At 65.7% G+C, this 14,176-nt stretch carries 17 protein-coding genes; all 17 read left to right on the forward strand.

From position 1 onward, the window contains the following. The first annotated feature begins 1 nt into the window (after position 1). The 17 genes from FJ311_02725 to FJ311_02805 all read left to right on the forward strand — a co-directional run bounded on the left by FJ311_02725 (position 2) and on the right by FJ311_02805 (position 14,172). Positions 2-364: a 50S ribosomal protein L18 gene (locus FJ311_02725; protein ID MBM3950346.1), complete on the forward strand. Its 363-nt coding sequence runs from the start codon at positions 2-4 to the stop codon at positions 362-364. 31 nt (positions 365-395) lie between these two features. Further along, a complete protein-coding gene (locus tag FJ311_02730; GenBank protein MBM3950347.1) occupies positions 396-1,073 on the forward strand; it encodes a 30S ribosomal protein S5 in 678 nt (225 codons plus the stop codon). Between the two features lie 30 nt (positions 1,074-1,103). Beyond that, positions 1,104-1,301, forward strand: coding sequence for a 50S ribosomal protein L30 (gene rpmD / locus FJ311_02735; protein MBM3950348.1), 198 nt, complete (start codon positions 1,104-1,106; stop codon positions 1,299-1,301). Positions 1,302-1,313: 12 nt separating this feature from the next. Next, on the forward strand, positions 1,314-1,973 hold the full coding sequence (locus FJ311_02740; protein MBM3950349.1) for a 50S ribosomal protein L15: 660 nt from the start codon (positions 1,314-1,316) through the stop codon (positions 1,971-1,973). 43 nt (positions 1,974-2,016) lie between these two features. After that, on the forward strand, positions 2,017-3,357 hold the full coding sequence (gene secY / locus FJ311_02745; GenBank protein MBM3950350.1) for a preprotein translocase subunit SecY: 1,341 nt from the start codon (positions 2,017-2,019) through the stop codon (positions 3,355-3,357). A gap of 2 nt (positions 3,358-3,359) precedes the next feature. After that, on the forward strand, positions 3,360-4,007 hold the full coding sequence (locus tag FJ311_02750) for an adenylate kinase (GenBank protein MBM3950351.1): 648 nt from the start codon (positions 3,360-3,362) through the stop codon (positions 4,005-4,007). Positions 4,008-4,132: 125 nt separating this feature from the next. Then, a complete protein-coding gene (gene rpsM / locus FJ311_02755; protein MBM3950352.1) occupies positions 4,133-4,516 on the forward strand; it encodes a 30S ribosomal protein S13 in 384 nt (127 codons plus the stop codon). Between the two features lie 63 nt (positions 4,517-4,579). Further along, positions 4,580-5,008: a 30S ribosomal protein S11 gene (rpsK, locus tag FJ311_02760; GenBank protein MBM3950353.1), complete on the forward strand. Its 429-nt coding sequence runs from the start codon at positions 4,580-4,582 to the stop codon at positions 5,006-5,008. A gap of 79 nt (positions 5,009-5,087) precedes the next feature. Next, positions 5,088-6,104 carry a DNA-directed RNA polymerase subunit alpha gene (locus FJ311_02765; protein ID MBM3950354.1) on the forward strand — a complete coding sequence of 339 codons (1,017 nt, stop codon included), beginning with the start codon at positions 5,088-5,090 and terminating at the stop codon, positions 6,102-6,104. A 24-nt stretch (positions 6,105-6,128) separates the two neighbouring features. Next, positions 6,129-6,572: a 50S ribosomal protein L17 gene (locus tag FJ311_02770; protein MBM3950355.1), complete on the forward strand. Its 444-nt coding sequence runs from the start codon at positions 6,129-6,131 to the stop codon at positions 6,570-6,572. 173 nt (positions 6,573-6,745) lie between these two features. Continuing rightward, positions 6,746-8,209 carry a Do family serine endopeptidase gene (locus tag FJ311_02775; protein MBM3950356.1) on the forward strand — a complete coding sequence of 488 codons (1,464 nt, stop codon included), beginning with the start codon at positions 6,746-6,748 and terminating at the stop codon, positions 8,207-8,209. Beyond that, positions 8,206-9,504: a replication-associated recombination protein A gene (locus FJ311_02780; GenBank protein MBM3950357.1), complete on the forward strand. Its 1,299-nt coding sequence runs from the start codon at positions 8,206-8,208 to the stop codon at positions 9,502-9,504. The genes FJ311_02775 and FJ311_02780 overlap by 4 nt, the downstream gene beginning before the upstream one ends. Beyond that, a complete protein-coding gene (gene crcB / locus FJ311_02785) occupies positions 9,504-9,896 on the forward strand; it encodes a fluoride efflux transporter CrcB (protein MBM3950358.1) in 393 nt (130 codons plus the stop codon). The genes FJ311_02780 and crcB overlap by 1 nt, the downstream gene beginning before the upstream one ends. Beyond that, positions 9,893-10,942 (forward strand): RluA family pseudouridine synthase, encoded by a 1,050-nt coding sequence (locus FJ311_02790; protein ID MBM3950359.1) that lies wholly within the window; start codon positions 9,893-9,895, stop codon positions 10,940-10,942. Before crcB ends, FJ311_02790 begins: the two co-directional genes overlap by 4 nt. 62 nt (positions 10,943-11,004) lie before the next feature. Beyond that, positions 11,005-11,364 carry a hypothetical protein gene (locus FJ311_02795; GenBank protein ID MBM3950360.1) on the forward strand — a complete coding sequence of 120 codons (360 nt, stop codon included), beginning with the start codon at positions 11,005-11,007 and terminating at the stop codon, positions 11,362-11,364. 40 nt (positions 11,365-11,404) lie between these two features. After that, positions 11,405-12,097 (forward strand): HAD-IA family hydrolase, encoded by a 693-nt coding sequence (locus FJ311_02800; protein MBM3950361.1) that lies wholly within the window; start codon positions 11,405-11,407, stop codon positions 12,095-12,097. Beyond that, positions 12,094-14,172, forward strand: a complete 2,079-nt coding sequence (locus tag FJ311_02805) for an AsmA family protein (GenBank protein ID MBM3950362.1) — start codon at positions 12,094-12,096, stop codon at positions 14,170-14,172. Before FJ311_02800 ends, FJ311_02805 begins: the two co-directional genes overlap by 4 nt. The last annotated feature ends 4 nt before the right edge of the window (positions 14,173-14,176 follow it).

Consider the following 14,176-nt stretch of genomic DNA (forward strand, 5'->3'; position numbering starts at 1 on the left):
CATGGCCAAATCGAAAGTTCTATTCGGTCGGCGCAAGAAGCGGATCCGCCGGTATATCGCGCGGAGCGGTGGCCGCCGTCCGCGCTTGTCGATCTTCCGCTCCGGCCGGCACATCTACGCCCAGGTCATCGACGACCATAAGGGCGTTACGCTGGCGGCGGCATCGACGCTGGAAAAGGAATCGCGCGCGCGCCTCAAGAAAGGCGCCAACGTCGCCGCGGCGGGCGAGATCGGCAAGCTGATCGCCGAGCGCGCGCTGAAGGCCGGAATCAAGAACGTGGTGTTCGATCGCGGCGGCTACCGCTACCACGGCCGAATCAAGGCGCTGGCCGACGCGGCCCGCGCCGGCGGCTTGTCGTTCTAGCCGAACGGAATTTCAGGAGGAGTCGCAAGCGATGGCGGATATCCAGGCAATGGCGGAGACGGAAGAGGCCAGCGAAAGCACGGAACGTCCGCGCGGGCGCGGGCGGGCCGGCGGCCGCGGCCGTGGGCGCGGGCGCGGCGAAGGGCGCGAGGGCCGCGAAAGCCGCGAGTCGCGCGAAGGCCAATCGCGCGAAGAATCCGATCTCGTCGACCGGCTGGTCAGCATCAACCGCGTCGCCAAGGTGGTGAAGGGCGGCCGCCGCTTCGCCTTCGCCGCGCTGGTGGTGGTCGGCGACGGCAAGGGCCGTGTCGGCTACGGCACCGGCAAGGCGCGCGAAGTGCCGGAAGCGATCCGCAAGGCGACCGATCAGGCCAAGCGCGCCATGATCCGGGTGCCGCTGCGCGATCGGCGCACCCTGCATCACGATCTGGTCGGGCATTACGGCGCCGGACGCGTCGTGTTGCGCGCGGCCGATCCCGGCACCGGCATCATCGCCGGTGGCCCGATGCGCGCGGTGTTCGAAACCATGGGCGTTCACGACGTGGTCGCCAAGTCGGTCGGCACCGCCAATCCGCACAACATGGTCAAGGCGACCTTCGCCGCCCTCAAGGGTATGATGTCGCCGCGCGTGGTCGCCTCCCGGCGCGGCAAGAAGGTCGGCGATTTGGTCGGCCGGCGCGGTGAAGCCGGCCCCGGCGACAAAGACTGATAAAGAACCGACGAGCGAGGGACCGCGGCGATGAACGCAAAATCCAAGAACCGCGTGCGCGTGACGCAAGTGCGCAGCGCCGGCAAGCGCACCAAAGACCAGCAGGCGACCTTGGTCGGCCTCGGTCTCGGCAAGCTGCATCGCACCCGCGAACTCGAGGATACGCCATCGGTGCGCGGCATGATCGCCAAGGTGAAACACTTGGTGACGGTCGACACGGCAAAATAAAGGACGGCGACCATGAAATTGAACGAAATCCGCGACAATTTCGGCGCGACGCAGGTGCGCAAGCGCATCGGGCGCGGCATCGGCTCGGGCAAGGGTAAGACCGGCGGCCGCGGCGGCAAGGGCCAGACCGCGCGCAGCGGCGTCTCCGTGCTGTCGTTCGAGGGCGGCCAGATGCCGCTCTACCGCCGCCTGCCGAAGCGCGGCTTCAACAATCCCTTCCGCCGCGAGTTGGTCGAGGTCAATCTCGGCCAGGTGCAGCGCGCGGTCGATGCCGGCCGCCTCAAGTCGGATACGGTCGTCGACGGCGCGGCGATGATTGCCGCCGGCGTGATCCGGCGCGAACGCGACGGCGTCAAGCTGCTGGCCAAGGGCGAACTCAAGGCGCCGATCAAGTTTTCCGTCACGGCGGCGTCGAAAGGGGCTCTTGCCCAGATCGCCAAGGCCGGCGGCCAGGTCGCGTTCCCGCCGTCCAAACCCGAACGGCCGACCCGCGGCAAGAAGATCAAGCGCGACGCGGCCGAGGCCCAGGCCAAAGCCGACCGAGCCAAGGCCGCCGCCGCGGCCGAGGCCAAGGCGGCCGAAGCCAAGTCGAAGCCCAAGGCCGAAAAGCCGGCCAAGGCCGAAGTCAAGATCGCACCCAAATCCGACAAGACCAAACCCGAAAAGGGTTGAGCGGTCGGATCGCGTCACGTCACCGGAGTAACGGAGTCGGACCATGGCCTCCGCCGCCGAACAGCTTGCCGCCAACCTCAACTTCGGGGCGTTCGCCAAGGCGACCGAACTGAAGAAGCGGATCTGGTTCACGCTCGGCGCCCTGATCGTCTATCGGTTCGGCACCTACGTGCCGCTGCCGGGAATCGATCCGGCGGTGATGCAGGACATCTTCCGCCAGAACGCGGGCGGCATTCTCGGCATGATCGACATGTTCGCCGGCGGCGCGCTCGGGCGGATGACCGTGTTCGCCCTCAACATCATGCCGTACATCTCCGCGGCGATCATCATGCAGCTGATGGCCGCGGTTTCTCCCCAGATCGAGGCCCTCAAGAAGGAAGGCGAAGTCGGCCGCAAGAAGATCAACCAATACACACGCTACCTGACCGTGCTGATCACGGTGGTGCAGTCCTACGGCGTCGCCACCGGCATCGAGGGCATGACCTCCAGCGTCGGCCCGGCGGTGCCGGATCCCGGATACTTCTTCCGCTTTTCCGTGGTGGTGACTCTGACCGGCGGCACCATGTTCCTGATGTGGCTCGGCGAACAGATCACCGAACGCGGCATCGGCAACGGCATCTCGCTCATCATCTTCAGCGGCATCGTCGCCAACCTGCCGCAGGCGCTGGCCGGAACCCTCGAACTGGGCCGCACCGGCGCGCTGGCGACGCCGCTCATCATTTTTTTCCTGGTGATGGCGATCGCCGTCATCTTTCTGATCGTTTTCGTCGAGCGGGCGCAGCGGCGCATCATCGTCCAGTACCCGAAGCGCCAGATGGGTAACAAGCTGTTCGGCGGCGAAAGCTCGCATCTGCCGCTCAAGATCAATACCTCGGGCGTGATCCCGCCGATTTTCGCGAGCTCGATCCTGTTGATGCCGCTGACGCTCATCAGCTTCCAGGCCGGGCAGGGACCGGAGTGGTTGACTACGGTCGCCGCCTATCTCGGCCATGGCCAGCCGCTCTATCTGATCATCTACGCGCTTCTGATCGCGTTCTTCGCCTTTTTCTACACCGCGGTCGTCTTCAATCCGGTCGATACCGCCGACAATCTCAAGAAATACGGCGGCTTCATCCCCGGTATCCGTCCCGGCGTCAACACGTCGGAATATCTTGATCGCGTGCTGACGCGCCTCACGGTGATCGGCGCCATCTACCTGGTGGCGGTGTCGCTGTTGCCGGAATTCCTGATCGCCAAGTATTCGGTGCCGTTCTATTTCGGCGGCACCAGCCTGCTAATCGTGGTCACGGTGACGCTCGATACGGTCGGGCAGATACAGTCCCACCTGCTTGCCCACCAGTACGAAGGCTTGATCAAGAAAGCCAAGCTGCGGGGAAAGAAGTAACCATGCCGAATCTGATTCTTCTCGGGCCGCCGGGCGCCGGCAAGGGCACCCAGGCCAAGATCGTCCAGGACAAGCATAAGATCGTTCAGCTGTCGACCGGCGACATGCTGCGTGCCGAGGTCGCGGCCGGCTCCGAACTCGGCCGCAAGGCGAAGGCGATCATGGAAAAGGGCGAGCTGGTCCCCGACGACCTGATCGTGAAGATGATCGAAGGCCGGATCGCCAAGCCGGATTGCAAGAACGGCTTCATTCTCGACGGCTTCCCGCGCACCATCCCGCAGGCCGAGGCGTTGGACGCCATGCTCAAGAAGGCGGGGCTCAAGATCGACCACGTGATCGAAATGCGCGTCGACGACGAGGCCATGGTCAGCCGCATCACCGGGCGCTACGCCTGCGCCAAATGCGGGGCCGGTTACCACGACACCCTGCAGATGCCCAAGACCAAGGGGGTTTGCGACAAGTGCGGCGGAAAGGAGTTCACCCGCCGTGCCGACGACAACGCCGATACCGTCCGCTCGCGGCTCAAGGCTTACCACGCCCAGACCGCTCCGATCGCCGACCACTACCGGAAAAAGGGCAACCTCAAGGGGGTCGACGGCATGGCCCCGATCCCGGAAGTGACCCGCCAAATCGCGGCGATCCTGGGTTAGGGGAGAGGGGTAGGAAACAGGGTAGGAATGGTTGACAGGTCGCAATCCACGCGTATAATCCGCGCCTCTTTCCGCCCTCGCGGAGAGATTATCTTTTATTTCCAGATACTTAAGGAGAACCGGCCTTGGCGCGAATCGCTGGCGTGAACATTCCGACCGCCAAAAGGGTCGAGGTCGCCCTCACGTATATCTACGGTATCGGCCCGGTGCTGTCGAAGAAGATCTGCGGCGAGGTCGGCATCCCCGCCAACCGTCGGGTCAATCAGCTGACCGAAGAAGAGATTCTCCGCATCCGCGAGGTCATCGACCGCGACTACACGGTCGAAGGCGACCTCCGCCGCGAGGTGGCGACCAACATCAAGCGCCTGATGGATCTCGGCTGCTATCGGGGCTTGCGCCATCGCCGCGGCCTGCCGGTGCGCGGCCAGCGAACCCACACCAACGCGCGCACCCGCAAGGGCCCCGTGCGCATTGCCATCGCCGGCAAGAAGAAAGTTACCAAGGGCTGATCCGTCCCTCTCCGGACTAGCCTCCGTTCGACCGTCGCTCGAAGTCACTCGCAAGGAACGATCATGGCCAAAACCGCATCCGCTCCCGCCCAGGCTGCCGCCGAAGCCAAACCGGCAACGCGCGCGCGGCGCAAGGAGCGCAAGAACATCGTCTCCGGCATCGCGCACGTGAACGCCAGCTTCAACAACACGATGATCACCATCACCGACGCGCAGGGCAACGCCATCGCCTGGGCGTCGGCCGGCAGCTCGGGCTTCAAGGGCTCGCGCAAGTCGACGCCCTACGCCGCCCAGGTGGCGGGCGAGGCGGCCGGGCGCAAGGCGCTCGAACACGGGATGAAAACGCTCGAGGTCGAAGTCAAAGGTCCGGGCTCGGGGCGCGAATCCGCGCTGCGCGCCCTGCAAAACGTCGGCTTCACCATTACCGCCATCCGCGATGTGACGCCGATACCGCACAACGGTTGCCGGCCGCGCAAGCGTCGACGGGTCTAGGCGTCCGACGTCGTCTTTCGATCGTGCTCGGCGCGCGGCGCGCCTTGCCGCCAGTCATAGCGAACAAGAGGATCGATCCGTGATTCAGAAAAATTGGGAAAAGCTGATCAAGCCGTCCAAGCTCGAAATCCACGCGAGCGACGATCCGAAACGGCGTGCGACCATCATCGCCGAGCCGCTCGAGCACGGGTTCGGCCTGACGCTCGGCAACGCGCTCCGGCGGGTGCTGCTGTCCTCGCTCCAGGGCGCGGCGGTCACCTCGATCCAGATCGACGGCGTGCTGCATGAATTCTCGACCATCCCCGGCGTGCGCGAGGACGTGACCGACATCGTCCTTAATATCAAGATGCTTGCCATCAAGATGCACGGCGACGGGCCGAAACGCATGACGCTGACGGCCGAAGGACCGTGCGAAGTCACCGCTGGCATGATTTCGGCGGGCGGCGATATCGAAATCCTCAATCCCGATCTCGTCATCTGCGCCCTCGACAAGAAAGCGACGCTGAACATGGAACTGATGGTCGAGTCGGGCAAAGGCTACGTTCCCGCCAATCAGAGCCGTCCGGAAGATTCGCCGATCGGGCGCATTCCGGTGGATGCCGTGTTTTCGCCGGTGCGGAAAGTGGCCTATAAGGTCGACGCTACTCGCCACGGCCAGTACACCGATTACGACAAGCTCACGCTCGACGTCACCACCAATGGCACTGTCAGCCCCGAGGACGCGGTCGCGCTCGCGGCGCGCATCGTCACCGACCAGATGCAGCTCTTCATCAATTTCGAGGAACCGAAACTCGCCACCGCGGTGGATGCGCGCGAAGACCTGCCGTTCAGCCGCAACCTGCTGAAAAAAGTCGAGGAATTGGAACTGTCGGTTCGTTCGGCCAACTGCCTCAAGAACGACAACATCATTTACATCGGCGATCTGGTCCAGAAGTCGGAGGCGGAAATGCTCCGCACTCCGAATTTCGGGCGCAAGTCGCTTAACGAAATCAAGGAAGTGCTCGCCCACATGGGGCTGCATCTCGGCATGCAGATTCCCAATTGGCCGCCCGAGAACATCGAGGAACTGGCCAAAAAGCTGGAAGAGCCGTACTGAGATCGCCGAAAGGGAATTCCGCCCATGCGTCACGCCAATCGAGGCCGCAAACTGAACATGAAGACGCAGCATCGCCATGCGGTGCTGCGCGACCTCGCGACGGCGCTGTTTCGTCACGAGCAGATTTCGACCACGCTGCCCAAGGCCAAGGAACTGAAGCGCTTCGCCGAACGGCTGGTGACGCTCGGCAAGAAGGGCACGCTCGCTGCTCGGCGCCAGGCGGCGGCGATCCTGCGCGACAACGAAGTGGTGCAGAAGCTGTTCGGGCCGCTCGCCACCCGCTACAAGACGCGTCGGGGGGGCTACACCCGCGTGCTCAAGGCGGGCTTCCGCTACGGCGACGCGGCGGCGATGGCTTTTATCGAGTTGGTCGACCGCGACCGTGCCGCCAAGGGCGCCGCCGACCGCGCACGCACCAAGAAGGCGGCCGAGGAAGCGGCCAAGGCCGAAGCATCCGCCGCGGCCTGACGCGGCGCGCGCGCCCCGCGCGCATCAATACCGATTTTAGCGTGGGCGGCCCGTCGCTAACGGGCCGCCTTATGCTTTTGACGATGATCGGTAAATAATATATATTAAACGAATCAATGGGTTAGACAATTTTCACCGTGCCGAAAGGGGCTTCGGCGCGCCTATATACTGCCATGCTCCGGACCCCAAAGGTCGACGAGGCTCTCGCCATGATGCTTCAGCCGCGCGCATCGATCCTGGTCGTTTTGGCGATGGCCTTGGCGACCGGCCTGGTCGCGCCGCTTGCGGCTCAGGACACGCGCGTGCCGCAAACCCGCGCCGAAATGCACGCGTCCTTCGCGCCCCTGGTACGCAAGGCGGCCCCGGCGGTGGTCAACATCTACACCAGCAAAGTGGTGCGGACCCGGCGTGGCCCGACCCTGTTCGACGATCCCTTCTTCCGTCGCTTCTTCGGCGAGGCGTTCCCCGGCTTCGAAAGCCAGCGCGAGCAGACCCAGAACTCCCTCGGTTCGGGCGTGATCCTGCGGCCCGAGGGACTGGTCGTCACCAACGCCCACGTGATCGAGGGCGCCGAACAGATCGTGGTCGTATTGGCGGACCGCCGCCAGTTCCCGGCCCAGGTGATCGGACGCGACGAGCGCACCGACATCGCCATCCTGCGCGTCGAGGCGGGCGAGCCGTTGCCGCACCTGGAGCTTGGCGATTCGGACGCGCTCGAGGTCGGCGACATCGTGCTCGCCATCGGCAATCCGTTCGGGGTCGGCCAGACCGTGACCAGCGGTATCGTTTCCGCGCTCGCGCGCACCAACGTCGGCGTATCCGATCTCAACTCCTTTATTCAGACCGACGCCGCCATCAATCCCGGCAATTCCGGCGGCGCCCTGGTGGCCATGGACGGGCGCGTGGTCGGGATCAACACCGCCATCTTTTCCCGCTCGGGCGGTTCGCACGGCATCGGATTCGCAATTCCCTCGACCATGGTGCGCGCCGTGATCGCCGGCTTCGCCAAGGGGGACGGGCGGTTGGTCCGGCCTTGGCTCGGCGCCGTCACTCGCGCCGTCGGTCCCGACGACGCTTCCCAGTTGAAGCTGCCCCGACCCGTGGGCGCGGTGGTCGAATCTGTCCATCCCAAGAGCCCGGCGGCCAAGGCCGGCATCCGTCCCGGCGACGTGATCCTGTCTGTAAACGGCCGCGAGATCGAAGACGACAACGCGCTTCGCTACCGCATCGCCACCCTCGCGCTCGGCGATACCGCGACCTTCAAGCTGTGGCGCAAGGGCGCAAGCGTCGAGGCGCGCGCACCTCTCGAAGCGCCGGTCGAGGATCCGCCGCGCGATCTCACCGCGCTGTCCGGGGCGCACCCGTTGGCTGGCGCGGTGGTCGCCAACATGTCCCCGGCGCTGGCCGAGGAACTCGGCGGCGAGCGCTTTCCCGCCGGGGTTTACGTTCTTCAAATCCGCGGCGGCTCGCCGGCGGCGCGTTTCGGCTTCCGTCCTGGCGACGCGCTGCGCGAGTTGAACGGTCGCAAGGTGGAAACGGTGCGCGAATTGGTCCAGGTGCTGGAGCGTCCGGCGGAACGCTGGGCGATCGGCCTCGACCGCGGCGGCCAGCGCCTGTCGGTGGTGATCGGGCGATGAGCACCTTGTTCGAAGCCCAGGCCCCGCGGCCGCTTGCCGATCGGCTCCGGCCCGCGTCGCTCGCCGAAGTGGTCGGCCAGGACCATCTGCTCGGCCCCGAGGGACCGATCGGGCGGATGGTGCGCGCGGGCAAGCTCGGCTCGATCATCCTGTGGGGACCGCCCGGTTCGGGCAAGACCACCATCGCCCGCTTGCTCGCCGAGCACACCTCGCTGCACTTCGAGCCGCTTTCGGCCGTGTTCTCGGGCGTCGCCGATCTCCGCCGGGTGTTCGACGCGGCCCGCAAGCGCCGCCAGGCGGGGCAGGGGACGCTGCTGTTCATCGACGAAATTCACCGTTTCAACCGCGCCCAGCAGGACGGTTTTCTGCCCTACGTCGAGGACGGCACCGTGACCCTGGTCGGCGCGACCACCGAGAACCCATCGTTCGAGTTGGTTGCGGCCCTGCTCTCGCGCTGCCAGGTGCTGGTGTTGAAGCGCCTGGACGACGCGGCGCTCGAAGCCCTGATTGCGCGGGCGGAGAAGATCGTGGGGCCGTTACCCTTGACCGGGGACGGCCGAGCGGCGCTCCGCGCCATGGCCGATGGGGATGGTCGCTATCTCTTCAACATGGCGGAGGCGTTGGCCGAAGCCCCGCCCAAAACCGCGCTCGATGCCGCCGGGCTCGCGGCCTTCGTTCAGCGCCGCCGGCCGCTCTACGACAAGGGTCAGGAAGGCCATTACAACCTCATCAGCGCCCTGCATAAGTCGCTGCGCGGTTCCGACACCGACGCCGCCCTCTATTGGCTCGCGCGCATGCTGGCGGGGGGCGAGGACCCGCGCTACATCGCCCGCCGGTTGCTCCGTTTCGCGGTCGAGGACGTCGGCCTTGCCGATCCCGAGGCGGTCCATCAGGCGCTCGCCGCTTGGGACACTTACGAACGCCTGGGCAGCCCGGAAGGGGAAATCGGTCTCGTGCAATGCGTCATCTATCTCGGCACCGCGCCCAAGTCGAATGCGCTCTACGTGGCCGAAGGGGTGGCCAAGCGCGCGGCAGAGGAAACTGGCTCGCTGATGCCGCCCATGCACATCCTCAACGCGCCGACGCGCCTCATGCGCGATCTCGGCTACGGTAAGGGTTACGAATACGACCACGACGCACCGGAGGCTTTTTCCGGCCAAAACTATTTCCCGGACGGCATGGCGCGGCGGCGGTTTTACGAGCCGACCGAGCGCGGCTTCGAGCGCGAGATCGCCAAGCGCCTCGAATACTGGGACAAGCTGCGCGAGCGGCGCGTAGCGACCACGAAGGGATAATGGCCATGTCGATCCAGATGATTGTTTCCATCGCCGTCGGCGGGGCGGCAGGCGCGGTCGCGCGCCATGCCCTGATGGGCGCGGTCGGCCATTGGCTCGGCACGGGCTTTCCCTGGGCGACGCTCGCGGTCAATACGATCGGGTGTTTCGTCATGGGGGCGCTGACGGAAGCCTTCGCGCTTGCCTGGTCGGCAAGCCCGGAGATGCGGGCGTTTCTGACGGTCGGATTTCTCGGCGCGTTCACCACGTTTTCCGCTTTCACTCTCGATGTCAACCTGCTGATGGTGCAGGGGCGGTTGATGCCCGCGGCCCTTTATGTCGCGGCGTCCGTGCTGTTGACCATTCTGGCGTTCTTCGCCGGCATGGCTTTGTTGAGGCAACTTTTGCCATGAACGCGCGTCCGCCCACCACTGTTGCCACCGTGCGGGTCGCTGCTGACGAGGACGGGCTGCGCCTGGATCGCTGGTTCCGCCGCCATTACCCGGAGCTGACCCACGGGCGGCTGGAAAAACTCCTGCGCACCGGCCAGGTACGGGTCGACGGCGGGCGGGTGAAATCCGGCTTTAGGCTGGTGGCGGGACAAACGGTCCGCGTGCCGCCGCTAGGTCGGCCGTCGAATCGTGCGGCGCCGGAAAAGCCGGTTGCCGCGGCGGATGCACGGATGCTCGCCGCGCGGGTGCTCTACAAGGACGACGACGTGATCGTGATCGACAAGCCCGCCGGTCTCGCCGTGCAGGGCGGAACCGGCACCCATCGGCATCTGGACGCGATGCTGGATGCGCTTCGCTTCGGGGGCGAGCGGCCGCGCTTGGTGCATCGTCTCGACCGCGACACCAGCGGCGTTCTGGTGCTGGCGCGTACGGCCCAGGCGGCGGCCAAGCTTGCGGCCGCCTTTCGCGGGCGCGACGCGCGGAAAGTGTATTGGGCGGCGGTCGCGGGCGTGCCCCATCCGTCCGAAGGCCGCATCGACGCGCCGCTCGCCAAGGAGGGTGGCCCGAAAGGCGAACGGGTGGCGGTGGAGAACGAAGATGGCCAGCGCGCCGTGACGCGTTATCGCGTCGTCGACCGTGCGGGCAAACGCGCCGCTTGGCTGGTGTTGGAGCCTGAAACCGGCCGCACCCACCAGTTGCGGGTGCATGCCGCCGCCCTCGGCACGCCTATCTTGGGTGACGGCAAGTACGGCGGGAAAGGCGCGTTTCTGAGCGGGAGTAGTATCTCGCCCAAGCTGCATTTGCACGCTCGGGCGATCCGCATACCCCATCCGCGTTCGGGGACGATCGAAGTCGCCGCGCCGCTGCCCGAACACATGGCCGCGACTTGGCGATTCCTCGGGTTCGATTCGGCGAATGAAAATAGGCCATTCGGCGACGGAAAAATCCTGCGGCCGGAAAAATCCCATTTTAGGACGCCCGAACATGGGGTTGCGGTGGATGCGTAAAGAACTATATACACCTCTAGCTATATACGACTCCAACAATGCAGCCAGGGGTGTAGCTGACGATGACGGCGTATCGATTTCTTTGGGCGTTGGCGTTGAGTGGAAACGTACTTCTGGCGGCCGAACCGGTGATGGCGCAGGGTTCCGAACTCAATCTCGATATCGTCGCCAAGTGCGAAAGCACGGATGCTCAGTTCGAAATCGTCAACAAGGGCGAACGATGGCCGGGAATGGCAACCATATTCCTCCTTCGTGCCGACAATCACGCCGTGATCTCGCAGCGCCAGTTGCGCATGACGGTCGGCCAGCGCATCGTATTTCGGGCCCGGGAAGCGCCAGACACAATCGGGGTCGGATTGTGGATCAATCCGGATTGGTACAAGCGCGAATTTATGTTCGACGCCGTCATTCACTGCGAGTAAGGTCGCGTTTCGTCGCGCCCGATTGGCGCAACGCGAGGAGGTGGCCGTGACCGTACCACCACCCCTTCGCCTCGCGGTGTTCGATTGCGACGGTACTCTGGTCGACAGCCAGCATTCCATTGTCGCGGCGATGCGTGCGGCGTGTGCCGCCCAGGAGCTGGCGGAACCGTCAGCCGAGAAAATCCGCCGGGTGGTTGGCCTTCATTTGCTCGAAGCCATTCGCGCTCTATTGCCCACCGAATCCGACGGCACCATCGAGCGCGTCCACGCCGACTACATCGCCGTGTTCCGCGATTTGCGCGCAAGGGATTTGGTGCAAGATCCTCTCTATCCCGGCGCGCGCGAAGCCATCGAGTGTCTCAACGTGACGGGCTGGCTGCTCGGCGTCGCCACCGGCAAGTCCCATCGCGGCCTGATGGCGACGCTGGAGCGCCATGTGCTGGCCGATCGATTCGCCACCTTGCAGACGGCGGACCGGGCCGCGGGCAAGCCGCACCCCGAAATGTTGCATAAGGCGATGGCCGAAACGGGTGCCGATCCGTCGGCGACGGTGATGATCGGCGATACCACCTTCGACATGACGATGGCGCGCGCCGCCCGCACCAGGGCGGTAGGCGTGGCGTGGGGGTATCACCATGCCGATGAGTTGCGCGCCGCCGGCGCCGACTGCATCGTCTCCCGTTTTGCCGAGCTGCCGGCTGCCCTCGCGGCGTTGATGGGGGAAGCGACATGAAAACCCTAGGAAAAATACTGGGCGGTTTCGTTGTGCTCGCCGTCGCCGTGATCGTCGCCGGGGTCGCGGTTCTGAAGTCCATGGATTTCGATAACTACCGCGGCTTGATCGCCGACCAGGTCAAGGCCGCGACCGGGCGCGAACTGGTGATCGCGGGGCCGCTCAAGGTGGAAGTGTCGCTCAATCCGGCGCTCGCGGTCGAAGGCGTGACGTTCGCCAACGCCCCTTGGGGCTCGCGCAAGGACATGATCGTCCTCAAGCGCCTGGCGGCAGAAGTCCAGCTGTTGCCGTTGCTCCGGGGCGAGGTGCGCGTGAATCGGATGGTGCTGAGCGGCCTCGACGCTCTGTTCGAGATCGACGGCCAGGGCCGCGCCAACTGGGATATCGCGCCCGCCGGGCCGCCGTCGGCCCGGCCCGCCGGCGACAGCCGATCGCTGCCGGTGTTCGACAAAGTGGACATCCGCGACGTGCGGATCGATTATCGCGACGCGCGCGACGGAACCGCAATGAATCTGACGGTCGAGGCGTTCGCCCTGGAAAGCAAGGATGCCGAAAGTCCGATCGCCGTGACCCTTAAGGCGGCGCACGACGGACGGGCGGTTTCGGCCACGGGGCGGATCGGCGCCCTCAAGTCGCTGATGGAGGCAAATGCCCGTTATCCCGTTCGGCTGGAGATCGAAATCGCCGGGGTGAAAGCGGCCGTCGACGGCCACGTTGTGAACCCGCGCGCACCGAAGGAGTTCGATTTCAAGGCCACGCTTGCGGGCGACTCCGTTTCCGCCCTTCTGCCCCCGGGACAAAATATGCCCGCGGTCGGGCCGCTCAAGGCCGCGTTTCGGATCAAGGGCCAGGGGCGCACCTACGCGATCGAAAATCTGGAGGCTGGCATTGGACAAAGCGATTTTGCCGGATCGGCGCGCATCGCGTTCGCGCCACCCGTGGCGGACGTTACCGCCACGCTGCATTCCCGGCGGGTCGATCTCAAGGCGTGGCTGCCCCCGGGCGCGAAGGCCGAGAAGCCATCCGCGAAGGGCGGCCGCGTGTTTCCGGACGATCCCTTGCCGTTGGACGCCTTGCGCATCGTCAACGCGGACGTCAAGCATCGGGTCGAGACGGCCGTATTGCCGAACGGATTGACGGTGCGCGAGGTGGACGCGCATCTGACGTTGAAAGACGGTCGTTTGGCGCTACCGATCGCGTTGGTTGCGGCGGGCGGCCGGATCAAGGCGGACGCGTCGATCGACGGTGCGCGCGCCCCGATCCGGATGGCGTTGCGCCTTGCGGGCGACAACGTGGACTGGGGCCGCTTGCTGGCCGATCTCGGCATGGCCGAGACCGTCTGGGACAGCAAGGCCGAGGCGACGGTCGATCTGCGCGGCGCGGGCAACTCGGTGCGCGCGCTGATGGCGAGCCTCGAAGGCGACGCCAAGATCGTTCTCGGGCCGGGGCGGATCGGCAACAAGTATATCGATCTGGCGGGCGGCGATGCCGTCACCCAGATTTTGACCGCGTTCAACCCTTTCGCCAAATCCGACGAGTTCACCGCGCTCAGATGCGCGGTGGCACGATTCAAGATCGCCGGCGGCGTGGCCGAGGCGCGCGACGGGATTGCGATCGAGACCGGCAAGATGACCGTCGCGGGAGGCGGACGCGCCGATCTCGGCGCCGAGACGTTGAATTTCGCGTTCAAGCCCGAGGCGCGCGAGGGGTTCGGTATCGGGCTCGGCAATCTGGTCGGGCGGGTGCGGATCGAGGGCACATTCGCCGAACCGACGTATGGCTTGGATCCCCTCGCCGCGGTGACCGGGACGGTCGGCGCCGTGACCGGCGCCGTTACCGGCGTGGTGTCAGGGGGACTTTCGACCATTACCGGGGTGCTGACCGGCGAGCGCGCGAAGACCGACCCTTCACCGTGCCAAGTGGCGCTCGGCCTCGCGCCGGCACCTTCGCCATCGGCGCCGGCGGCGGCGGAGCCGAAGCCGGCCGCCGAGGAGAAGAAGCAAGGTATCGGCGACGCGGTGCGGGGGCTCGGCGAAGGTATAGGTCGTGGCCTGAAGGGCATCCTCGGACGTTGAGCGT

It is taken from the genome of Rhodospirillales bacterium, from assembly GCA_016872535.1.
In the GTDB taxonomy this organism is placed as follows: domain Bacteria; phylum Pseudomonadota; class Alphaproteobacteria; order Rhodospirillales; family 2-12-FULL-67-15; genus 2-12-FULL-67-15.

What these genes read in the sequence shown, in the direction of transcription:
- FJ311_02725 (MBM3950346.1), top strand. Translation starts at nt 2, where the DNA reads ATGGCCAAATCGAAAGTTCTATTCGGTCGGCGCAAGAAGCGGATCCGC.
- FJ311_02730 (MBM3950347.1), top strand. Translation starts at nt 396, where the DNA reads ATGGCGGATATCCAGGCAATGGCGGAGACGGAAGAGGCCAGCGAAAGC.
- rpmD (MBM3950348.1), top strand. Translation starts at nt 1,104, where the DNA reads ATGAACGCAAAATCCAAGAACCGCGTGCGCGTGACGCAAGTGCGCAGC.
- FJ311_02740 (MBM3950349.1), top strand. Translation starts at nt 1,314, where the DNA reads ATGAAATTGAACGAAATCCGCGACAATTTCGGCGCGACGCAGGTGCGC.
- secY (MBM3950350.1), top strand. Translation starts at nt 2,017, where the DNA reads ATGGCCTCCGCCGCCGAACAGCTTGCCGCCAACCTCAACTTCGGGGCG.
- FJ311_02750 (MBM3950351.1), top strand. Translation starts at nt 3,360, where the DNA reads ATGCCGAATCTGATTCTTCTCGGGCCGCCGGGCGCCGGCAAGGGCACC.
- rpsK (MBM3950353.1), top strand. Translation starts at nt 4,580, where the DNA reads ATGGCCAAAACCGCATCCGCTCCCGCCCAGGCTGCCGCCGAAGCCAAA.
- FJ311_02770 (MBM3950355.1), top strand. Translation starts at nt 6,129, where the DNA reads ATGCGTCACGCCAATCGAGGCCGCAAACTGAACATGAAGACGCAGCAT.
- FJ311_02775 (MBM3950356.1), top strand. Translation starts at nt 6,746, where the DNA reads ATGCTCCGGACCCCAAAGGTCGACGAGGCTCTCGCCATGATGCTTCAG.
- FJ311_02780 (MBM3950357.1), top strand. Translation starts at nt 8,206, where the DNA reads ATGAGCACCTTGTTCGAAGCCCAGGCCCCGCGGCCGCTTGCCGATCGG.
- crcB (MBM3950358.1), top strand. Translation starts at nt 9,504, where the DNA reads ATGGCCATGTCGATCCAGATGATTGTTTCCATCGCCGTCGGCGGGGCG.
- FJ311_02790 (MBM3950359.1), top strand. Translation starts at nt 9,893, where the DNA reads ATGAACGCGCGTCCGCCCACCACTGTTGCCACCGTGCGGGTCGCTGCT.
- FJ311_02795 (MBM3950360.1), top strand. Translation starts at nt 11,005, where the DNA reads ATGACGGCGTATCGATTTCTTTGGGCGTTGGCGTTGAGTGGAAACGTA.
- FJ311_02805 (MBM3950362.1), top strand. Translation starts at nt 12,094, where the DNA reads ATGAAAACCCTAGGAAAAATACTGGGCGGTTTCGTTGTGCTCGCCGTC.